This is a genomic window from Streptomyces smaragdinus (assembly GCF_009604385.1).
GTDB classification, from domain to species: Bacteria; Actinomycetota; Actinomycetes; order Streptomycetales; family Streptomycetaceae; genus Streptomyces; species Streptomyces smaragdinus.
Window position 1 is genome coordinate 209,083 of record NZ_WEGJ01000005.1, and the last position, 21,324, is coordinate 230,406.

Annotated in this window: 17 protein-coding genes; 12 read left to right on the forward strand and 5 right to left on the reverse strand. The window is 73.3% G+C overall.

The genetic code is table 11. The features are described 5' to 3' along the window. Positions 1-40 precede the first annotated feature (40 nt). Complete coding sequence (locus SRB5_RS11360; protein WP_323377723.1) at positions 41-682, forward strand: N-acetylmuramoyl-L-alanine amidase; 642 nt, start codon at positions 41-43, stop codon at positions 680-682. 19 nt (positions 683-701) lie between these two features. Then, a complete protein-coding gene (mnmA, locus tag SRB5_RS11365; protein ID WP_153451490.1) occupies positions 702-1,847 on the forward strand; it encodes a tRNA 2-thiouridine(34) synthase MnmA in 1,146 nt (381 codons plus the stop codon). Here mnmA and SRB5_RS11370 read toward each other — a convergent pair. Next, on the reverse strand, positions 1,823-2,146 hold the full coding sequence (locus SRB5_RS11370; RefSeq protein WP_153451491.1) for a DUF427 domain-containing protein: 324 nt from the start codon (positions 2,144-2,146) through the stop codon (positions 1,823-1,825). The two genes, mnmA and SRB5_RS11370, sit on opposite strands and share 25 nt — an antisense overlap. A 62-nt stretch (positions 2,147-2,208) precedes the next feature. On the opposite strand from SRB5_RS11370, the gene SRB5_RS11375 reads away from it, so the two are divergent. After that, the gene (locus SRB5_RS11375; RefSeq protein ID WP_153451493.1) at positions 2,209-2,898 is read left to right on the forward strand and encodes an SDR family oxidoreductase; all 690 of its coding nucleotides are present in this window, start codon (positions 2,209-2,211) and stop codon (positions 2,896-2,898) included. 9 nt (positions 2,899-2,907) lie between these two features. Here the strand turns inward: SRB5_RS11375 and SRB5_RS11380 are convergent, their stop codons facing one another. Next, on the reverse strand, positions 2,908-4,197 hold the full coding sequence (locus SRB5_RS11380) for an outer membrane protein assembly factor BamB family protein (protein WP_153451495.1): 1,290 nt from the start codon (positions 4,195-4,197) through the stop codon (positions 2,908-2,910). A 33-nt stretch (positions 4,198-4,230) separates the two neighbouring features. Between SRB5_RS11380 and SRB5_RS11385 the strand changes: the two genes are divergently transcribed. The 3 genes from SRB5_RS11385 to SRB5_RS11395 all read left to right on the forward strand — a co-directional run bounded on the left by SRB5_RS11385 (position 4,231) and on the right by SRB5_RS11395 (position 9,731). After that, positions 4,231-5,250: a methionine synthase gene (locus SRB5_RS11385; RefSeq protein ID WP_323377724.1), complete on the forward strand. Its 1,020-nt coding sequence runs from the start codon at positions 4,231-4,233 to the stop codon at positions 5,248-5,250. Continuing rightward, complete coding sequence (gene ligA, locus SRB5_RS11390) at positions 5,237-7,453, forward strand: NAD-dependent DNA ligase LigA (RefSeq protein WP_153451497.1); 2,217 nt, start codon at positions 5,237-5,239, stop codon at positions 7,451-7,453. The genes SRB5_RS11385 and ligA overlap by 14 nt, the downstream gene beginning before the upstream one ends. 154 nt (positions 7,454-7,607) lie before the next feature. Continuing rightward, complete coding sequence (locus SRB5_RS11395; RefSeq protein ID WP_153451498.1) at positions 7,608-9,731, forward strand: putative bifunctional diguanylate cyclase/phosphodiesterase; 2,124 nt, start codon at positions 7,608-7,610, stop codon at positions 9,729-9,731. A 4-nt stretch (positions 9,732-9,735) separates the two neighbouring features. On the opposite strand, the gene SRB5_RS11400 is transcribed toward SRB5_RS11395, so the two are convergent. Both SRB5_RS11400 and SRB5_RS11405 read right to left on the reverse strand, forming a co-directional pair. Next, a complete protein-coding gene (locus tag SRB5_RS11400; protein WP_153451500.1) occupies positions 9,736-10,728 on the reverse strand; it encodes a maleylpyruvate isomerase N-terminal domain-containing protein in 993 nt (330 codons plus the stop codon). Continuing rightward, positions 10,725-11,438 (reverse strand): RNA polymerase sigma factor, encoded by a 714-nt coding sequence (locus SRB5_RS11405; RefSeq protein ID WP_407703903.1) that lies wholly within the window; start codon positions 11,436-11,438, stop codon positions 10,725-10,727. Before SRB5_RS11405 ends, SRB5_RS11400 begins: the two co-directional genes overlap by 4 nt. A gap of 166 nt (positions 11,439-11,604) precedes the next feature. Between SRB5_RS11405 and gatC the strand changes: the two genes are divergently transcribed. The 4 genes from gatC to gatB are packed head-to-tail and all read left to right on the forward strand — an operon-like array spanning position 11,605 to position 15,152. Next, positions 11,605-11,901: an Asp-tRNA(Asn)/Glu-tRNA(Gln) amidotransferase subunit GatC gene (gatC, locus tag SRB5_RS11410; RefSeq protein WP_153451503.1), complete on the forward strand. Its 297-nt coding sequence runs from the start codon at positions 11,605-11,607 to the stop codon at positions 11,899-11,901. A gap of 5 nt (positions 11,902-11,906) precedes the next feature. Beyond that, positions 11,907-13,400, forward strand: a complete 1,494-nt coding sequence (gatA, locus tag SRB5_RS11415) for an Asp-tRNA(Asn)/Glu-tRNA(Gln) amidotransferase subunit GatA (RefSeq protein ID WP_153451505.1) — start codon at positions 11,907-11,909, stop codon at positions 13,398-13,400. Further along, positions 13,397-13,639, forward strand: coding sequence for a hypothetical protein (locus tag SRB5_RS11420; protein ID WP_323377725.1), 243 nt, complete (start codon positions 13,397-13,399; stop codon positions 13,637-13,639). The genes gatA and SRB5_RS11420 overlap by 4 nt, the downstream gene beginning before the upstream one ends. A gap of 16 nt (positions 13,640-13,655) precedes the next feature. Next, on the forward strand, positions 13,656-15,152 hold the full coding sequence (gene gatB / locus SRB5_RS11425) for an Asp-tRNA(Asn)/Glu-tRNA(Gln) amidotransferase subunit GatB (RefSeq protein ID WP_323377727.1): 1,497 nt from the start codon (positions 13,656-13,658) through the stop codon (positions 15,150-15,152). A gap of 57 nt (positions 15,153-15,209) precedes the next feature. Here gatB and SRB5_RS11430 read toward each other — a convergent pair whose 3' ends face one another. Continuing rightward, the gene (locus SRB5_RS11430; protein ID WP_153451506.1) at positions 15,210-15,734 is read right to left on the reverse strand and encodes a TIGR00730 family Rossman fold protein; all 525 of its coding nucleotides are present in this window, start codon (positions 15,732-15,734) and stop codon (positions 15,210-15,212) included. Positions 15,735-15,960: 226 nt separating this feature from the next. Between SRB5_RS11430 and SRB5_RS11435 the strand changes: the two genes are divergently transcribed. Further along, on the forward strand, positions 15,961-18,147 hold the full coding sequence (locus tag SRB5_RS11435; RefSeq protein WP_323377728.1) for an MMPL family transporter: 2,187 nt from the start codon (positions 15,961-15,963) through the stop codon (positions 18,145-18,147). A 47-nt stretch (positions 18,148-18,194) separates the two neighbouring features. Next, complete coding sequence (locus SRB5_RS37465) at positions 18,195-21,218, forward strand: helix-turn-helix transcriptional regulator (protein WP_153451508.1); 3,024 nt, start codon at positions 18,195-18,197, stop codon at positions 21,216-21,218. Positions 21,219-21,324 lie beyond the last annotated feature (106 nt).

Here is a 21,324-nt window from a genome sequence, read left to right on the forward strand (position 1 = left end):
CGCGCGGAACCGTGAGCAGGCGGATCGCGTTCTTCCCGGCGTGGAGAAAGAACCGGGCGGGGGGATCAGCCGCCGTGCTCTGATCATCGGCGGCGGCGTCGTCGGGCTGGGCGTCGTCGGGCTCGCGCAGCGGGAGGCGATCAGCCGGCTGTGGTGGCGGATCCCGGGCAACGACAAGCCCCGTAAGCCCGGCGAGCTCGACTACCCCGCCGCCCGCTGGACCGGCGCCTCCGACGCGAACTGGCGCCGCGCCGACCGGCCCGCCGACTACGAGATCGACCGCGTCGTGATCCATGTCACCCAGGGCTCCTGGGCCACCACCCTCAAGGTCTTCCGCGACCCCGGCCACCGGGCCGCCACGCACTACGTCGTCCGCTCCCGCGACGGCCACGTCGAGCAGATGGTCCGCGAGCTGGACGTCGCGTACCACGCCGGAAACCGGCTCTACAACGAGCGCAGCATCGGCATCGAGCACGAGGGCTTCGTCGACCGGCCACGCTGGTTCACCGCCGCCATGTACCGCGCGTCCGCCCGCCTCACCGCCGACATCTGCCGCCGCTACGACCTGCCCCGCGACCGCGAGCACATCGTCGGCCACGCCGAGATACCGGGTACCGACCACACCGACCCCGGCCCGCACTGGGACTGGGACCGGTACATGAAACTGGTGCGCGCCGTCTGACCCGTACCCTGGAGGGGTTATGTCTGAGACCCTTGCGCGCCCCCTGAAGGTCCTCGCCGCCATGTCCGGCGGGGTCGACTCCGCCGTTGCCGCCGCCCGCGCCGCCGAGGCCGGACACGACGTGACCGGCGTCCATCTCGCGCTGTCCGCGAACCCGAAGTCCTTCCGCACCGGAGCCCGCGGCTGCTGCACCATCGAGGACTCCCACGACGCCCGCCGCGCCGCCGACGTGATCGGTATCCCGTTCTACGTCTGGGACCTCGCCGAGCGCTTCCGCGAGGACGTCGTCGAGGACTTCGTCGCCGAGTACGCGGCCGGCCGCACCCCGAACCCGTGTCTGCGCTGCAACGAGAAGATCAAGTTCGCCGCGCTGCTCGACAAGGCCCTCGCGCTCGGCTTCGACGCCGTGTGCACCGGCCACTACGCCCAGGTCGTCACCCGCCCCGACGGCTCCCGCGAGCTGCACCGCGCCGCCGACATGGCCAAGGACCAGTCGTACGTTCTCGGCGTCCTCGACGACCGCCAGCTCGCGCACGCCCTCTTCCCCCTCGGCGACACCCGGACGACCAAGGAGCAGATCCGCGAGGAGGCCGCCGCGCGCGGGCTGTTCGTCGCGAAGAAGCCCGACAGCCACGACATCTGCTTCATCGCCGACGGCGACACCCAGGGCTTCCTCGCCAAGCGGCTGGGCACCGCCGAGGGCGACATCGTCGACCAGGACGGCACGAAGCTCGGCACCCACTCCGGCGCGTACGGCTTCACCATCGGCCAGCGCAAGGGCCTGCGCCTCGGCGACCCGGCGGGCGACGGAAGGCCCCGCTACGTACTGGACATCTCCCCCGTCGACAACACCGTCACCGTCGGCCCCGCCGCCGCCCTCGACGTCGTCGGCCTCACGGCCGTCCGCCCCCGCTGGTGCGGTACGGCCCCGGCCGGCCCCGGCACGTACACCGCCCAGCTGCGGGCGCACGGCGGCGAGACGGCCGTCACGGCCGAGCCGGTCGGGCAGGACGAGCTGCGCGTCGCCTTCGCCGAGCCGGTACGGGGCGTCGCGCCGGGGCAGGCGGTCGTCCTGTACGACGGGACGCGCGTCGTGGGCTCGGCGACCATCGCGGCCACCGAGCGGGCGACGGCGCCGGCTCAGCCGGCGAGCTCGGTGTCGTAGAAGCAGAAGTGGCCCTTGATCGCGGCCACTTCCTCCTTCGGCTCCAGATACGCCCAGACGAGGTCGGGGGCGCCCGGCAGCGACCAGTACGAGGCGTCGCCCTTGAACGGGCAGTGCGTGCTGCTCGCGGACGGCTCCAGCAGCTCGGTGCGGACGTCCTCGGGCGGCAGGTAGTAGCGGTCCGGACAGCCCGTCTCGCGCAGCAGCAGCGGGCGGCGGCTCTCGGCGAGCACCCGGCCGTCGCGGACGACGCGGACGTGGGCGGCGGACGGTTCGACGGTGATGGTGTGGGTTCCCATACGTGGGAAACCACCCGGGGCCGCCGGTCGATTCCCCCCGCCCGGGTGACAGGATGGCCCGTATGGCAACGCATCTGATCACTGGCGCGGGATCCGGAATCGGCGCGGCGGTCGCCCGCAGGCTGCTGGCGCGCGGCGACGAGCTCTGGCTCCTCGCCCGCGACGCGGGGCGGGCCAAGGAGCTCGCGGCCGCCTTCCCGGGCGCGCGGACGGTCGTCGGCGACCTCGCGGAGCCGGAGCGGCTGTCGTGGGCCTTCGGCCACCAGGCGCTGCCGGAGCGGCTCGACTCGCTGCTGCAGGTGGCCGGTGTGGTCGAGCTCGGCACGATCGGCGAGCTCACGCCGAAGATCTGGAACGACCAGCTCGCCGCGAACCTCGTCGGCCCCGCGGAGCTCACCCGCCTCGTGCTGCCGCAGCTGCGGCTGGCGCGCGGACACGTGGTGTTCGTGAACTCCGGCGCCGGGCTCGACGCGCACGCCGAGTGGGGGGCGTACGCGGCCTCGAAGCACGGGCTGAAGGCGCTCGCCGACTCGCTGCGGTGGGAGGAGAAGCCGAACGGGCTGCGGGTGACGACGGTCTACCCGGGGCGGACGGCGACGCCGATGCAGGAGAAGGTGCATCGGCAGGAGGGCAAGGAGTACGACGCCGCGAAGTGGATCGATCCGGAGTCGGTGGCGACGACGATTCTGCTGGCGATCGATCTTCCGCGGGACGCCGAGATCAAGGACCTTACGGTACGGCCGGGGGCTTGAGGGCGGGGGTCACTTCGGGGCGGCGAGGACGAGCAGCCGCTCCGTGTACGACCCGGCGGTCCTGTGCCAGCGGAGGGTGACGACGCCGTCGTCCGCGGACCAGACCACCAGGGTGTTGTCCCACAACGACGGCGACGGGAAGTGCGGCAGTCGCCGACGGTGCCGGAGGGCACCGCTCGACGCGTCGAGGACGAGCAGGTCGGCGGGGCCGGGGAGTGCCGAGTCGTCACCCAGGAGGTCGACCGGCGGCTGTTCCACCACGTACACCCGTCCCCCGGCGACGACCGGATCGCCGAAGCGCCGTCCGGCGGCAGCCTTCCGCGACCAGCGCAGCCTCAAGTCGTGCGGGTCGCGCACGATGAGGCGGGCGTCCACGTCGTCCGCCTCACCGAGCGATCCGACGGAGGCGATCAGCCCCGTACCGCCGGCGGCCACGCCCTGGGAGTAGAGCGTGTTCAGCTCGGTACGGGGGAGCTCGCGGATCCGGGGACGGGCGCCGGACACATCCGCGACGGCGGGGACGTCGATTCCCCAGGCGAGTGTGTGGTCGTCCACGACGGCGAGGGTGTGGTGGTCGGCGTAGGGGAGTCGCCATCGGACGACTCCCGTCCTCCCGTCGAGGCCCCACACCGTCTGGCGGCGTGTGCAGTACTCGACGTTCAGCGTGTCGACGTCCCCCACGGCAAGGCTGAAGCGGCCGGAGACCTGGCAGCCCTTCGGCAGCCGACGACCCCACAACAGGGTGCCGTCCTTGGCGTCGTACGCCGCCATCCCCGTGGCCGCGACGGCGAGGATACGGCCGCCGTGCACGGAGAGCCCTTCCGACTGTGGCCCCTGACCCGTCGTGTGAACACGCCAGCGGGGCCGCCCCGTCCGCAGATCGACGGCGATCAGCAGACCGTCGTCCCACCACTGGACGACGTAGTCGTCACCCGTCGCCGTCCCGACGACCCTCGTGCCCGAGCGTTCGTACACCCAGAACACCTTCCCGGTGCGCACGTCCCGCGTCATGACCCCCTGCTTGCGCGAGCGCGCGAGGACCCGGTCCTCGAGCGGATGCACGCTGAGCCCGCCCACGACCGTCCCCGCGCTCGCGTCCGTGATCCGCACCACCCTCGACGGCGCCGACGGAGCACCGGAACCGAACGGGGCGGGGAAGGCGCCGTACGGGCCGGACACCGACTCGTGGAACCGCGTCCGGTGCTCGTACGCCGCGAAGCCCGCCCCCGCGAGGACCAGCACCAGCGCGGCCACCGCCCAGCGCCGCCGGCCCCGGCACGATTGTGCGTCCCCCTGCATGGCCGGACCACCTCCCCCTCGTAGGCTTCAACGGTGAGTACGCAGAAGAGTTTCGGCTGGAGGCGCGGCGCCGCGACGGGTATCGGGTCGATGCCCGGCGGGGACGCGCGCGAGACGGCGCGCACGGTGACCGGTGAGCTGGAGGGCTTCCCCTTCCTCGCGGAGCTGCCCGCGCGGGGGCCGGGGGCCGACATGATCGGGCGGACCGCCGGGATGCTGGCGGACATCTACGCCCGCGTCGAGCCCAGCGGCTGGCGGATCGGCGACCGGCCGGGGCGCGACACCAAGCGCGCGCGGGCCTGGCTGGGGGAGGACCTGGACGCGCTGGAGGAGTTCACCCAGGGCTACACCGGGCCGCTGAAGACGCAGGTCGTCGGCCCGTGGACGCTCGCCGCCGCGCTGGAGCTGCACGGGGGCGAGGCCGCCCTGCGCGACCCCGGCGCCTGCCGGGACCTCGCCGCGTCGCTGGCGGAGGGCGTACGGGAGCATCTGGCCGAGCTGCGGCGGCGGGTGCCGGGGGCGGAGCCGGTGCTGCAGCTGGACGAGCCGTCGGTCACCGCCGTGCTGCGCGGCACCGTGAAGACGGCGAGCGGCTACCGGACGTACCGGGCGGTGGACCGGGCGGTGGTCGAGGGGGCGCTGCGGGCGCTGATCGACGCGGCGGGGGTGCCGGTGGTCGTGCACTCGTGTGCGCCGGAGGTGCCGGTGGCGCTGCTGCGGCGGGCCGGGGCGACCGGGGTGTCACTCGACTTCTCCTTGCTCACGGAGCGTCAGGACGACGCGATCGGGGAGGCCGTGGAGGGCGGGGCGGCGCTGTTCGCCGGTGTGGTGCCCGGCACGGACCGGCAGGGGGGCGGAATGTCAGACCCGGGCGGTAGCGTCGGGGGTGTCAGGACGTTGTGGCGCAGGCTGGGGCTGTCGCCGGGGACCCTCGCGGACTCCGTGGTGATCACCCCGGCGTGCGGACTGGCGGGGGCCTCGCCCGGGTATGCCCGGCGGGCGCTCGCCCACTGCGCCCGGGCCGCGCGGACGCTTGTCGATGACCCTGAGTGAGATCCAGCCGATACGGGAGGCCCTTGTGAGTGCGAACGCCGAGGCACGGGAGAAGCACCGGCTGCTGGCCGAGCAGGTCGAGGAGCACCGCTTCCGGTACTACGTGACGACGCCGATCGTCACGGACGCCGAGTTCGACCGGATGCTGCGGGAGCTGGAGGCGCTGGAGGAGGCCAATCCCGAGCTGCGCACCCCGGACTCGCCGACGCAGAAGGTGGCGGGGGCGTACGAGACGGAGTTCGCCTCCGTCCAGCACCCGCAGCGCATGCTGTCCCTGGACAACGCCTTCACGGACGAGGAGCTGGACACCTGGGCCGACCGCCTGGAGCGGGAGCTGACCGGCATCGACCACCGGTTCCTGTGCGAGCTGAAGGTCGACGGCCTCGCGGTCGACCTCACGTACGAGGACGGCCGCCTGGTCCGCGGCGCGACGCGCGGTGACGGCCGCACGGGCGAGGACATCACGGCCAACGTCCGCACCCTGAAGGACATCCCGCACCGGCTCACGGGGGAGCACGTCCCGGAGCTCGTCGAGATCCGCGGCGAGGTCTACTTCCCCGCGGACAAGTTCGAGGAGCTGAACGCCTCCCTGGTGGCCCAGGAGAAGGCCCCCTTCGCCAACCCGCGCAACGCCGCCGCGGGCTCCCTGCGCCAGAAGGACCCGAAGGTCACGGCGAGCCGACCGCTGCGGATGGTGGTGCACGGCCTCGGCGAGCTGCGCGGCACGACCATCGACCGGCTCTCCGAGGCGTACGACCTGCTCAAGGGCTGGGGCCTGCCCACGGCCAGGCACAACAGGGTCTGCGCGGACATGACCGAGGTGCGCGAGTTCATCACCTGGGTCGGCGAGCACCGGCACGACATGGAGCACGAGATCGACGGCGTCGTGATCAAGCTCGACGAGATCCCCCTCCAGGGCCGCCTCGGATCCACGTCCCGCGCCCCGCGCTGGGCGATGGCCTGGAAGTTCCCGCCGGAGGAGGTCAACACCAGGCTGGTGGACATCCGCGTCGGCATCGGGCGTACGGGCCGGGCCACCCCGCAGGCGGTGCTGGAGCCGGTGAAGGTGGCGGGTTCGGAGGTCGAGTTCGCGACGCTGCACAACCAGGACGTGGTCAGGGCCAAGGGCGTGCTCATCGGCGACACGATCGTGCTGCGCAAGGCCGGCGACGTGATCCCGGAGATCCTCGGCCCGGTGGCGGACCTGCGGGACGGTACGGAGCGGGCGTTCGTGATGCCCGCGGAATGCCCCGAGTGCGGGACGGCCCTCCAGCCGATGAAGGAGGGCGACATCGACCTGCGCTGCCCGAACGCCGAGGGCTGCCCGGCGCAGCTGCGCGAGCGGCTCTACTATCTGGCCGGCCGCAAGTCCCTGGACATCGACCACTTCGGCTATGTCACGGCCACCGCGCTCGCCCAGCCGCTGGAGCCGTCCGACCCGGTGCTGAAGAACGAGGGCGACCTCTTCGACCTCACCATGGAGCAGCTGCTGCCCATCAGGGCGTACGTCCGCGACAAGGACTCCGGCCTGCCCAAGCAGGACCCGGCCACCGGCGAGCCGAAGATCGTCTCCGTGTTCGCCAACCAGCAGGGCGAGCCCAAGAAGAACGCCCTGTCCATGCTGGAGTTCATCCAGGCCGCCAAGGAGGCCCCGCTGGCCCGGATCCTCACCGGTCTGTCGATCCGCCACGTCGGCCCCGTCGCCGCCGAGGCGCTGGCCCGCGAGTTCCGCTCGCTGGAGCGGATCGAGCAGGCGAGCGAGGAGGAGCTGGCCGCGACCGAGGGCGTCGGGCCGATCATCGCGGCCTCCCTCATCCAGTGGTTCACCGAGGACTGGCACCGGGAGATCGTCGCCAAATGGCGTGCGGCCGGTGTCCGGATGGAGGACGAGGCCGGCGAGGAGGAGGGCCCGCGTCCGCTCGCGGGACTCACCGTCGTCGTGACGGGCACCCTCCAGTCGCACACCCGTGACGGCGCGAAGGAGGCCCTGCAGCGCCGCGGTGCGAAGGTGACCGGTTCCGTGTCCAAGAAGACCGACTTCGTGGTCGTCGGTGAGAACCCGGGGTCCAAGCACGACAAGGCGGTGCAGCTGAAGGTGCCCGTGCTCGACGACGACGGCTTCGCCGTACTGCTGTCCGAGGGACCGGACGCGGCGCGGGAGGCGGCGCTCGCCGGGGACGACGCCGGGGAAGTTACGGAGTAGTACTGGGAAGCAGGCACCCGGAACGGATCGGATGGGACACCTGGGGGGTTATCGGGCGACCGAAGGCGATCGCCGCCCGCGACGGCTTTTTGCGGCCTACTGTTGAGGAAGTGGTGTGCGCTCGTGCGTACATCTGGCTGTGAGAGGGTTGGGGATGGTGCGACTTCCCGGGGAACTCCCCCCGGACGCCGGCGCCGCGAGCGACACCGCCGAACGGGCGGCGCGGCTGCGCCGGTTCCTGGTGCCCCTGGCGGTCCAGCTGACGGCGGCGATCGTCCTCGCGGCCGGACTGTACACGTCCGTGGACAACGGGCACGCCCTCTTCCCCGAGAAGACGGCCGGCTGGTCCCTCGCGGTGCTCACGGCGGTCATCGTCGGACATCTGGTCGCCCTCGGCCGCGACCGCTGGTGGGGCGGGACGGGCTCCGGCGCCGCGCTCACCCTGGCGACGTTACTGCTCTACGGCTGGCTGCCGGCGATGTTCATCAGCCTGGTCGTGGTCGTCCTGGTCGGCGCCGCCCGCCGGCACCGGTGGCGCCAGGCCCTCGCCCACGGCTCGATCGACGTGATCGGGCTGGCCGCCGCCGCGCTCACCCTGCTGGCGTTCGGCGAGCACCCGACGGTCGAGCACCCCTGGCGGCCGGACACCTGGCAGCTGTCCGCCGTGCCCGAGGTCGTCGCCGCCGCCCTCGTCTACATCGTCACCACCCGGGTGCTGCTCTGGCAGGCCCTCGCCCCGCAGCCGGCCAAGCTGCGGTTCCAGAGCGTCCTGGCCCGCACCGCGATGAAGCGCCAGGGCCTGGTCGGCATCGCGCTGCTCGGGATCGCGCCGCTGATCGTGGTCGTCGCCGACGACACGCCCATGCTGCTGCCGCTCTTCGCCGTGCCGCTCATCGCCCTGGACTCGACCCTGTGGATCGCCCGCGCCCGGGCCGAGGAGCAGCTGCGCGACCCGCTGACGGGCCTGCCCAACCGGCAGTGGCTGCTGGAGCGCACCCGGGTGGCGCTGGACCACGCCGAGCAGCTGGGCAAGCGGTCCTCGCTGCTGCTGATCGACCTCGACCGCTTCCGCGCGGTCAACGACACGCTCGGCCACCTCGCCGGCGACCGGCTGCTGCTGCAGATCGCCGACCGGCTGCGGCTGGCGCTGCCGCACGGCGCCGAGGCCGCGCGGCTGGGCGGGGACGAGTTCGCGGTGCTGCTGCCGGTCGTCGACTCCACCACGGCCGCCCAGCGCGTCGCCCGCGAGCTCGTCGCGGCCCTCGGCTCGCCGCTGGACCTGGACGGGCTGACGCTGGTGCTGGAGGCCAGCGCCGGCGTGGCGGTGTTCCCCGAGCACGCGCTGGAGACCGAGGGGCTGCTGCGCCGGGCGGACGTCGCCATGTACCAGGCCAAGCGCGACCGCAGCGGCGTCGAGGTGTACGAGGCGCGGCGCGACGCCAACACCCCCGACCGCCTCGGCCTCCTCGGCGATCTGCGGCGGGCGCTGCAGACCCACGACATCGAGCTGCACTACCAGCCGAAGGTCGGCTTCGACGGCACGGTCGTCGGGCTCGAGGCGCTGGTGCGCTGGGAGCATCCGGAGCGCGGCCGGGTCTCGCCGGAGGAGTTCATCGCGATCGCCGAGACGTCCGGGCTGATGCCGGTCCTCACGGAGTACGTGCTGGAGACCGCCCTCGGCCAGGTCGCGGCCTGGCGCGCGGCGGGCCTGCACGTACCGGTCGCGGTCAACGTCTCCCCGCGCGACGTGCACACGCCCGGCTTCGCCGGGGCGGTGGCGGCCCGGCTGGCCCGGCACAAGGTGCCGCCGGGGTCGCTGCAGCTGGAGATAACGGAACACGTGCTGCTGGAGGACCCGCAGCGCGCGGCGGACACCCTGGCCGGACTGTCCGGCCACGGGGTGAAGATGTCGCTGGACGACTTCGGCACGGGCTACTCGTCGCTGGTGCATCTGCGCCGGCTGCCGGTCAGCGAGCTGAAGATCGACCGGTCCTTCGTGGCGCGGCTGGCCATCGACGACGAGGACGCCGAGATCGTGCGCTGCACGGTGGACCTGGCGCACTCGCTGGGGCTGCGCGTCGTGGCGGAGGGCGTGGAGGACGACGAGACCTGGGAGCGGCTGCGCGACATGCGCTGCGACGCCGTCCAGGGCTGGCTCGTCTCCGCAGCCATGCCGCCGGAGGAGACGACGGCCTGGCTGCGTGCCCGCGAGGCGGGCGTGACCCGCGGCACCCCCGCGCTCCCGCCGGCGCCGGAGGGCACGGGGTCACCCGTCTAGGGCTTCACAGCCACGCCAGCGTCTGCGCCTGCCGCAGCACGTCGGCCGCCACCGCCTCGTCGCCCGAGGCCGTCCACGACACCCGCCCCGGCGTGACCCGGTCCCCGATCAGCAGACAGAAACCGACCGGATCCATCGCCACGTCCGCCCGCACCGCCCCCTCGGACGCGCCCAGCACCGTCGGCGCGTGCCCCGCCACCGTCAGCCGCACCGGCGCCGGGTTCCCGGCGAACGCGGCCGTCAGCAGCCGCAGCCCCAGCTCCGTCAGCGTCCGCAGATGCGCGTCCGGCGGCGGCGGTACGGGCAGACCCACCGCCTGCCCGATGTCATCGGTATGGATCCAGCACTCGAACGCCCGCACGACGAAATGCTCGGCCAGCGGCAGCGGCATCCCCAGCAGCGTCACCGCCCGCGCCGCCGCCCCCGCGTCCCGCCCCGGAGCCGACTCCAGCAGCCCCCGGACCTGCTCCCGCCACCGGCCCCACGTCTCGGCGGGCGCGAAGCCGGACTCGTACGCGACGACCGACGCCGTCCTGGCCTCCCAGTCCTCCCGCCACGACGAGGACACCGGGGCCTCCCCGCCGACCGCCAGCCGCAACGGCTCGTCCGCGGCCAGCAGATGAGCCACCATCCCCTGCACGTCCCACCCGTACCGCACCGGCGTCCGCCACACCCCCCGCGCGTCCACCTCACGCAGCAGCGCGTCCAGCCCCGCCGTCACCGCGGCGTACGGCGCGGCATGCGCGGCCGTACCGGACCCGGCCGCCGGCCGCCGCCGCAGCGCCGCCGCCAGCACCCCGCCGGCCGAGGGCGAAGCCGGAGCCGAAAGGGGAGCCGCCCCCAGCACCCCCGCCACTTCCCGCAGGGACTCCGCCTCACCCGCGCACAGAGCGCACCCGGCGAGATGCCCCAGCACCCGCTCCTCCTCGCCGGGAAGCAGCGCGTCCAGCGCCCAGGCGCCCAGCAGTTCCCGTACCGCGTCGTGCTCCCCGGTCATCGGGCCCCTCCTTCCGGGCCGGCGCGCCCCGTGCCCCCCGGATTCGGACCCCGCCCGCTCCCCGGATTGGACCGGCGCGGGTCCCTCTCCTCAGCATGCCGCCCGCCGCGGGGCCGTGAACCCTCCCGGTCGGGGTCGTCCCGCTCGTCCAGCCGCTCGGCGAGCGTCCGCAGCGCCGCCCGCAGCCGGGTCTTCGCGGTCCCCTCGGGTATCCCGAGCTCCCGCGCCGTCTGCCGGTAGCTGTGCCCGGCGAAGTACGCCAGATGCACCACCTCGCGCTGCGCCGCCGGTAACCGCGCCAGCGCCGAGTGCAGCAGCAGCCGCTGCTCCGCCGCCACGGCCGCCTCCGCCGGGCCGGGCGCCGGATCGGGTTCGGGCTGCGGTACGGAACGCTGCACCGCCCGCCGCTGCTTCTCCTCGCCGCGCACCCAGTCGACGGCGCGCCGGTGGGCCAGCATCGACAGCCAGGTGCGCAGCGCCCCCCGGTCCGGGTCGAAGGCGTACGGGCGTTCCCACAGATGGGCGAACACCTCCTGGGCGACCTCCTCCGCCCCCGGCAGCGACCGCGTGACCCGCAGCGCGACGCGCCGGACGAGTCCCCCGTGCGCGTCGTACACCTCGCGCAGCGCGGCCTCGTCGCCGTACACCAGCCGCCGCCGCAGCTCACCGTCGGCCGGCGGCTCACCCCGCACCGCGGGCTCCACAGCCACCCCTCCCCGAGCGTCCCCGGCGTGCACCCTTCCGGAGCCCATACTGTCCCAGTCCCCGGCGGACGACCAGGGTCCTTCGGGCCGGGGAACCCAATCCGGTTCGGTGCACCGCGGGCCGCCCCATAGGATTGGGGCGAAACCACACACCCACCCCGTGAGGAAGCCGATGCCTGGCATCACGCGCGAGGAGGTCGCGCACCTGGCGAAGCTGGCGCGACTGGAGCTGAGCTCCGCGGAGCTGGACCATTTCGCCGGCCAGCTCGACGACATCATCGGCGCGGTCGCAGCCGTGTCCGATGTCGCCGACGCCGATGTTCCGCCGACCTCCCACCCGCTGCCCCTGACCAATGTCATGCGTCAGGACGAGGTCCGCCCGTCCCTGACGCCCGAGCAGGCGCTGTCCGGCGCCCCCGCTCAGGAGCAGCAGCGCTTCAAGGTGCCGCAGATCCTGGGGGAGGAGTGACCGACATGACCGACATCATCAAGCTCACCGCGGCCGAGACCGCGGCGCGGATCGCCGCCGGCGAGCTCACCGCCGTCGAGGTCACCGAGGCCCATCTGGCCCGGATCGACGCGGTGAACGAGAAGGTCAACGCCTTCCTGCACATCGACCGCGAGGGCGCTCTGGCCCAGGCCCGCCGGGTCGACGAGAAGCGCGCGAACGGCGAGACGCTCGGCCCGCTGGCCGGCGTGCCGCTCGCCCTGAAGGACATCTTCACCACCGAAGGCGTGCCCACGACGGTCGGCTCGAAGATCCTCGAGGGCTGGCTCCCGCCGTACGACGCCACGGTGACCAGGCGGCTGAAGGACGCGGACGTCGTCATCCTCGGCAAGACCAACATGGACGAGTTCGCCATGGGGTCCTCCACCGAGAACAGCGCGTACGGCCCCACCGGCAACCCGTGGGACCTCACCCGCATCCCCGGCGGTTCCGGCGGCGGTTCCTCCGCCGCGCTGGCCGGTTTCATGGCCCCCCTGGCCATCGGCACGGACACCGGCGGCTCGATCCGCCAGCCCGCCGCCGTCACCGGCACGGTCGGCGTGAAGCCGACGTACGGCGGGGTGTCGCGGTACGGCATGGTGGCGTTCTCCTCCTCCCTCGACCAGGGCGGTCCCTGCGCCCGTACGGTCCTGGACGCGGCGCTGCTGCACGAGGTGATGGGCGGCCACGACCCGCTGGACTCCACGTCCATCGACGCTCCCGTCCCCCCGGTCGTCGAGGCTGCGCGGGGCGGGTCGGTCGCCGGGATGCGGATCGGCGTCGTCAAGGAGTTCCGCGGCGAGGGTTACCAGGCCGGTGTGATGCAGCGCTTCGACGAGGCCGTGGAGCTGCTGAAGGAGCTCGGCGCCGAGGTCGTCGAGGTGTCCTGCCCGTCGTTCACCAAGGCGCTGGCGGCGTACTACCTGATCGCCCCCTCCGAGTGCTCCTCCAACCTCGCCCGCTTCGACGGCCTGCGCTACGGCCTGCGGACCGGCGACGACGGCTCGCACTCCGCCGAGGAGGTCACGAGCCTGACCCGCGAGGCGGGCTTCGGTGACGAGGTCAAGCGCCGGATCATGCTCGGCACGTACGCGCTGAGCTCCGGCTACTACGACGCGTACTACGGCTCGGCGCAGAAGGTCCGCACCCTCATCACGCGGGACTTCGAGAAGGCGTACGAGCAGGTCGACGTGCTGATCTCGCCGACCACCCCGACCACCGCCTTCCCGATCGGCGAGCGCGCCGACGACCCGATGGCGATGTACCTGGCCGACCTGTGCACCATCCCGGCCAACCTGGCGGGCAACGCCGCCATGTCGCTGCCCTGCGGCCTCGCGCCCGAGGACGGCCTGCCGGTGGGGCTGCAGATCATCGCCCCCGCCATGAAGGACGACCGGCTCTACTCGGTGGGCGCCGCGGTCGAGGCCGCGTACCTCGCCCGGTGGGGTCACCCCCTGCTCGAGGAGGCACCGGCGCTGTGAGCAAGCTCGCGAAGGCCAAAAACTTCAAGAAGTCCAAGGCCGGTACGTATCTGTCCATCGGGACCACGCTGTTCGGCGCCGTCCGCGTCGCCAAGCAGATGAAGCAGGCCCGGATCGACGACGACAAGCTGCGGCAGCTCGACTCCGTGATCGCCGCGGCCGCCCTGGCGACCGGGGTCGCGCTGCTCATCCGCGAGCTGAGGCGGATGAACGACGACGAAGACATCCTCGCGGGTTGAGAGGCAGAGGAACACCGTGACTGTCACGTATGAGGACGCGCTGGCGACCTACGAGCCGGTGATGGGCCTGGAGGTCCATGTCGAGCTCGGCACGAAGACCAAGATGTTCTGCGGCTGCTCGACGGCGCTGGGCGCCGACCCGAACACCCAGACCTGCCCCACCTGCCTCGGCATGCCCGGCGCGCTGCCGGTCGTCAACGCCGTCGGCGTCGAGTCCGCGATCAAGATCGGGCTCGCGCTCAACTGCGAGATCGCCGAGTGGTGCCGCTTCGCCCGGAAGAACTACTTCTACCCGGACATGCCGAAGAACTTCCAGACCTCGCAGTACGACGAGCCGATCGCCTTCAACGGCTATCTGGACGTCCAGCTCGAGGACGGCGAGATCTTCCGCGTGGAGATCGAGCGCGCCCACATGGAGGAGGACACCGGCAAGTCGCTGCACGTCGGCGGTGCCACCGGCCGGATCCACGGCGCCTCGCACTCGCTGCTCGACTACAACCGGGCCGGCATCCCGCTGATCGAGATCGTCACCAAGCCCATCACGGGCGCGGGGGAGCGGGCGCCGGAGATCGCCAGGGCGTACGTCGCGGAGCTGCGGGAGCTGATCCGGGCGCTCGAGGTCTCCGAGGCCCGGATGGAGCAGGGCCAGATGCGCTGCGACGTGAACCTGTCGCTGATGCTGCCGGGCGCGGAGAAGTTCGGCACCCGGTCCGAGACGAAGAACGTCAACTCGCTGCGCAGCGTGGAGCGCGCCGTGCGCTCGGAGATCTCCCGGCACGCGGAGGTCCTGAACGGCGGCGGGACGATCATCCAGGAGACCCGCCACTTCCACGAGGACACCGGGTCGACGACCTCGGGCCGGGTGAAGGAGGAGGCGGAGGACTACCGCTACTTCCCCGAGCCGGACCTGGTGCCCGTGGCCCCCGCCCGCGCGTGGGTGGAGGAGCTGCGCGCCGTGCTGCCGGAGCTGCCACGGGTGCGGCGCAACCGGCTGCGCGAGGAGTGGGGCGTCGGCGAGCACGACATGCAGTCCATCCTGAACGCCGGCGCGGTCGACCTGATCGTCGCCACCATCGGCGAGGGCGCGTCGTCCGCGGCGGCCCGCAAGTGGTGGATGGGCGAGCTGGCCCGGCGGTCCAACGAGGACGGCGTGGAGCTGGCCGAGCTGAAGATCACCCCCGCCCAGGTGGCGCGGGTGGCGGCGCTGGTCGACGAGGGCTCGCTGAACGACAAGCTCGCCCGCCAGGTCATCGAGGGCGTGCTCGCCGGCGAGGGCGGGCCGGACGAGGTCGTCGCGGCGCGCGGGCTGGCGATCGTCAAGGACGAGGGCGCGCTGGGCGCGGCCGTGGACGAGGCCATCGCGGCGAACGGCGCCATCGCGGACAAGGTCCGCGGCGGCAAGGTCCAGGCCGTGGGCGCACTGGTCGGCGCGGTCATGAAGGCCACGCGCGGGCAGGCGGACGCCGGCCGGGCGCGGGAGTTGATCCTGGAGAAGCTGGGCGTCGAGGGCTGACGTCGTTTCGTACACGGGGCAGGGGCCGGGGATCTTCCCCCGGCCCCTGCCCCGTACTCACGCCCCTATCAGCTCCAGTGCGTGCGCCGGATCCGCGGTGAAGTGCATCAGCTCGTCCAGCGGGCGGGGCAGGAAGCCCTCGGCGTCCATCCGGCGGAACTGCTGCTCCAGGCCGTCGTAGAAGCCCGCGGTGTTCAGCAGGACGACGGGCTTGTCGTGCATCCCGTGCTTCTTGAGCTCGAGTATCTCCGTGGCCTCGTCCAGCGTGCCCGTACCGCCCACCATGATCACGACGGCGTCGGAGCGGCCGAGGAGCTCCGCCTTCCGCTCGGCGAGATCGCGGGCCACGATCATCTCGTCGCAGCCGGGCCGGGCCTTGCCGGAGAGGAAGGTCACGGAGACCCCGACGAGGCGCCCGCCGGCCTCCTGCACGCCGTCGGCGACGACCTTCATCAGCCCGGCGTCGGAGCCGCCCCAGATCAGGGTGTGGCCCCGGGTGCCCAGCAGGGTGCCGAACTCGCGGGCGGGAGCGGTGTATCGGTCGTCGAGGTCGGCGGCGGAGAGGAAGACGCAGATGTTCATGGGGTCCACGGTAAGCGGGCGGTGAACGGGTGACGGCCGGATCCGGCCTGCCGCCGTTCGGCCCTGTCCGGGGTGTCTGCCGACGGGCGATTCACGTGTGATGTGAATATCAACACGTAAGAGGTATTTGATCTTTTCCTGATGGAAGAGTGCATTCCGCAAGGTTGTGTTCTTCGGGGCGTCTCCCCGACAGATCCATGAACCGTTTCAGGGAGCAGGTCCGTCCGTGGCGACTCTTGCCCGCTGGTGCCTCACGCGCCGCCCCCTCGTCATCGCGCTGTGGCTGGCCGCCCTGGCGGCCGCCGCGGTGGCCGCCCTGCTCGCGGGCCCCGCCTACTCCAACGACTACGAGGGTCCCGGCACCGAGTCCGGGAAGGCCTACGAACTGCTCGCCGACGCCTTCCCCGACCTCGCCGGCGACTCCGGCACGGTCGTCTGGCACCACGACGACGAGTCCGTCGCCTCCCCGGGCGTACGGGAGCGGATGACCGCCGCGCTCGACGCGATGGCGGAGCTCCCCGACGTGACGGCGGTCACCGGTCCGTACACCCACGGGGGCGAGGGGCAGATCAGCGCGGACGGGCACACCGGGTTCGCGACGGTCGTCTTCGCGGAGCCGTTCGGCGAGCTGTCCGCGGACGAGGTGCGGGGCGTGGTGGACATCGCGCGGGGCGCCGGCGGGGACGGGCTGCGGGTCGAGGTCGGCGGTTCCGCGCTCGGGCTGACGCAGGCGCCGGCCGTCCACTACACGGAGGGCATCGGGGTCGTCGTCGCGGCCGTCGTGCTGTTCCTCGCGTTCGGGTCGCTGGCCGCGATGGCGCTGCCGCTGGCCACCGCGCTGGTCAGCGTGGGGACCGCGTACTTCGGGGTCACCCTGCTCGGGCACGTGATGACGGTGGCGGACTTCGCGCCGATGCTCGGCATGCTCATCGGGCTGGGGGTGGGCATCGACTACGCCCTGTTCATCGTCACCCGGCACCGGCGGGGGCTGCGGGAGGGGCTGCCGGTGGCGGAGGCCGCCGTGCGGGCGGTCGCCACGTCGGGGCGGGCGGTCGTCTTCGCGGGCGTCACCGTGTGCATCGCGCTGCTCGGGATGCTGATGCTGCGGCTCGGCTTCCTCAACGGGGTGGCCGTCGCCGCCTCGCTCACCGTGCTGCTGACGGTCGCCGCGTCCGTCACGCTGCTGCCCGCGCTCCTCGGGGTGATCGGGATGAAGGCGCTCAGCCGGCGCGAGCGGCGCACGCTCGTCGAGGACGGGCCCCGGCCGGCCGTCCCGGGCGGGACGGCGGCGCGCTGGGCGGCGTTCGTCGAGCGGCGGCCCAAGCTGCTGGGGGCGCTCGCCGTCGCGCTGATGGCCGTGCTCACCCTCCCCGTGTTCGCCCTCCACCTCGGCACCTCCGACCAGGGCAACCATCCGCGCGGGTCCACCACCCGGGAGGCGTACGACCTGCTCGCCGACGGCTTCGGCCCCGGCTTCAACGGCCCCCTCACCCTGGTCGCGACGATCGACGGCGCCGACGACCGGGTCGCCTTCCAGCGGCTCGGCGAGACCCTGCGCGACACCGAGGGCGTCGCCGCCGTGGGACCGGCGCTGCGCGGCGGTACGACGGGCACGCTCACCGTGATCCCCACCACGTCGCCGCAGTCCGAGGACACCTCACGCCTCGTCCACCGGCTGCGCGCCGAGGTGCTGCCGCAGGCCACGGACGGCACCTCGCTGGAGGTGTACGTCGGCGGGATCACCGCCGGCCACGACGACTTCGCCGCACTCATCATCGGCAAGCTCCCGCTCTTCGTCGGCGTGGTCATCACGCTGGGCGCGCTGCTCCTGCTGCTCGCCTTCCGCTCGCTGGGCATCCCGCTGAAGGCGGCGCTCATGAACGTCCTCGCCGTCTCCGCGGCCTTCGGCGTCGTCGTCGCCGTCTTCCAGTGGGGCTGGGGCAGCGAGACGCTGGGGCTGGGCGGGCCCGGGCCGATCGAGCCGTTCCTGCCCGTGATCATGGTGTCGGTGCTCTTCGGGCTGTCCATGGACTACCAGGTGTTCCTGGTCAGCAGGATGTACGAGGAGTGGCTGGAGACCCGCGACAACCGGCGTGCGGTGCGGGTGGGCCTGGCGGAGACCAGCCGGGTGATCAACTCGGCCGCGGTGATCATGATCGCGGTGTTCGCCGCGTTCGTCCTCGGCGGCGACCGGATCATCGCGATGTTCGGCATCGGGCTGGCGGCGGCGGTCGCCCTGGACGCGTTCGTGCTGCGCACCCTGCTCGTACCGGCGCTGATGCATCTGCTGGGCGGGGCGAACTGGTGGCTGCCGGCCTGGCTGGAGAAGCGGCTGCCGCGCATCGGCATCGACGGCCCGGCGCCGGCGGGGCCGGAGCTGCTGCCGCTGCCGCAGGACGCGCCGGCCCGCTGAGGCGGCCACTTCGCCGGCGGCTAATCCCGGCGTGGGATGTCAGGGCCATGTGCGATGCTCGGAGCGTGGAGTCCCCAGCCATAAGTCCCGTATTCGTCGGCCGGGCCGACGAATTCACCGCACTGTCCGCCGCCCTTGCCCGCGCCACCGCCACGGGTGAGCCGCAGTTCGTCCTCGTCGGCGGGGAGGCGGGCGTCGGCAAGACCCGGCTGCTCGAGGAGTTCGCGGCGCACGCCTGTGACCAGGGCGCGCACACCGCGGTCGGCGGCTGCCTCGAGCTGGGCGCCGACGGCCTTCCCTTCGCCCCCTTCGCCACGGCCCTGCGCGCCCTGCACCGCGCCGTGGGGGACGAGCTGACCGAGGCCGTCGCCGGCCGCGAGGCGGAGCTCGCCCGGCTGCTGCCCGACCTGGGCGCCGCCGCGCCCGGCGCGCACGACCAGGACGGCCGCGCCCGGCTCTTCGAGCTGACGGCGCGGCTGCTGGAGCGGCTCACCCGGGAACGCACGGTCGTCCTGGTCATCGAGGACCTGCACTGGTCCGACCGCTCCACCCGTGAGCTGCTGGGGTATCTGGTCCGCTCGGTGCAGAGCGCCCGGCTGGTGGTGCTGGCCACGTACCGCTCCGACGACGTCCACCGCCGCCACCCCCTGCGCCCCTTCCTCGCCGAGCTCGACCGGCTGCGCACCGTGCGCCGGCTGGAGCTGGAGCGGCTCACGCCCCAGGAGGTGCGCGAGCAGTTCGCCGGGATCCGCGGCGTCGCCGACCCGGACCGGGCGACGGTGGCGGACATTTACGCCCGCTCGGAGGGCAATCCGTTCTTCGTCGAGGAGCTCACGCTCTCCTGCGACGGCGCCTGCGGGCTCAGCGAATCCCTGCGGGACCTCTTGATGGTCCGGGTGGAGGGCCTGCCCGACGCCGCCCAGCGCGTGGTGCGCATCGCCGCCCGCAACGCCCGGGTGGAGCACGGACTGCTGCAGACCGTCGCCGGACTGTCCGAGGACGAGCTGATCGAGGGGCTGCGCGGGGCGGTCGGCGGCAACGTGCTGGTGCCGCTGGAGGAGGGCGGCGCGTGGGGCGGAGCCGCGTACCGCTTCCGCCACGCGCTGCTGCGCGAGGCCGTGCTCGACGACCTGCTCCCCGGCGAGCGCACCCGGCTCTCCCGGCGGTACGCGGAGGCGCTGGAGGCCGAGCCCTCGCTGGTGCGGCCGGAGGAGCGCGCCGCCCGGCTGGCGAGCTACTGGTATCACGCCCGCGACGCCGCCAAGGCCCTGCCCGCCGTCCTCGACGCCATCGCCGACACCCGTGAGCGGCACGCGTACGCCGAGCAGACGGAGCTGCTGGAGCGGGCCATGGAGCTGTGGGACGAGGTGCCCGAGGAGCTGCGCCGGACCCTGCCGCCGCTGGGCAGCCTGGAGTCGTACCCGCCGTGCGGCTGCCGGATCGGCGCCGAGCTCGAGCTGCACTTCCTCGATCTGCTGGCGGAGGCCTCCGTCGCCTCCCGGCTCGACGGGCAGCGCGACCGCGGGCTCGGGTTCGTGAAGAAGGGGCTGAAGCTGATCGACCGGATGCCCGGCGGCGACGCGATGCGCGCGGCCTGGTTCTGGATGGAGCGCTCCCGGCTGGTCACCGGCCTCGGCCGCGGCGACGGCTGGGCCGAGCTGGCCCGGGCGATGGAGCTCATCGAGGGCGAGAAGCCGTCCCCCGTGCACGCCGACGTCCTGTCGCACGTCGCCGCCTGGCACATGCTGCACACCCAGAGCGAGGACACCGTGCCGCTCGCCACCCGGGCCGTGGAGATGGCCCGGCAGGTCGGCGCGGACGAGGTCGAGCTGCACGCCGGCATCACCCTGGCCACCCTGCGCTCGCGGACCGGCGAGACGGACGCCTGGATCAGCGAGATGTACCGGCTGCGGGAGCTGGCGCTGCGCATCGGCGCGCCGCGCACCGTGCTGCGGGTGCTGATCAACCTGCCCGACGCGCTGCTCAAGATGGGCCTCGCGCGCGAGGCCGTCGACGAGGGGCTGGCGGGCATCGAGGAGCTGCGCGCCCGCGGACTGCACGACGGGGCCGCCTTCTGCGCCGCCAACGTCGTCGAGGCGCTCATCGCGCTGGGGGAGTTCGACCGCGCGCAGGTGCTGCTGGACACCTGGCGGCCGTCCGCCGTCGGCTCCGGCACCCAGACCTCCCTCGCCCTGCACGCGGCGGAGCTCGCCCTGCTCCGGGGCGATCTCGACGCCGTCCCCGCGCTGATCGACGCCGCGCGCACCCATCTGGGCCGCAACGACCGGCTGCCGCAGTGGGCGATCCCCCTCGCCGTCGTGGAGATGGGCTACGCGGCGGCCCGCGCGCGGTACGCGGACGCCCTCGCCGTGCTGGAGGGGATGCTGGAGCAGCTGCCGCTGCCCGGGCAGGACGCGTACGTGTGGATGCTCCTCGCGCACGGCGCCGGACTCGCCGCCGAGCTGCGCGATCCTTCGGGCGTGGAAGGGCTTGTCGCCCGGCTGGAGGCGACGGCCGCGGGGCTCGCGGAGCGGCCGACGGCCCCGCTGGACCTGGTGCTGCGGGCACAGGTGGCGCGGGCCCGGGGGGCGTTTGACCCGGTGGCGCTGGAGGCGGCGGCGGAGGCGTTCGGGCGGCTCGGCTATCCGCACGCCGTGGCCCGGCTGGCGCTGGCGCGGGCGGACGCGCTGCTCGCGGGCGGCGGGTCGCGTACGGAGGCCGGTGAGCTGCTCGCCGGGGCGTGGGACGCCGCGGGGCGGATGGGGGCCGTGCCGCTGCGGGAGGAGATCGGGCGGCTGGCGGGGCGGGCGCGGATTCCGGTGGGCGCGGACTCGGCTTCCGATGCGGAGTCAGAGGATCCGGTGGAGGCGTTCGGGCTGACGGCGCGGGAGCGGGATGTGCTGCGGTTGGTGTCGGCGGGGCGTACGAACCGGCAGATAGCGGAGGAGTTGTTCATCTCGCCGAAGACGGCGTCGGTGCATGTGTCGAATCTGATGGCGAAGCTCGGGGTCTCGGGACGGGGCGAGGCGGCAGCGCTGGCCCACCGGATGAGGCTGTTCGAGGCCGTCTAAGGCCCCCTTTCCGGGGGGCCTTAGACGCCTTACGGCGCCTTACCGGCCGACGCGGCCGGCAACTAAGGCCCGGGCGCGGCAGAGATGAGGAAGTCGCCCGATGTGC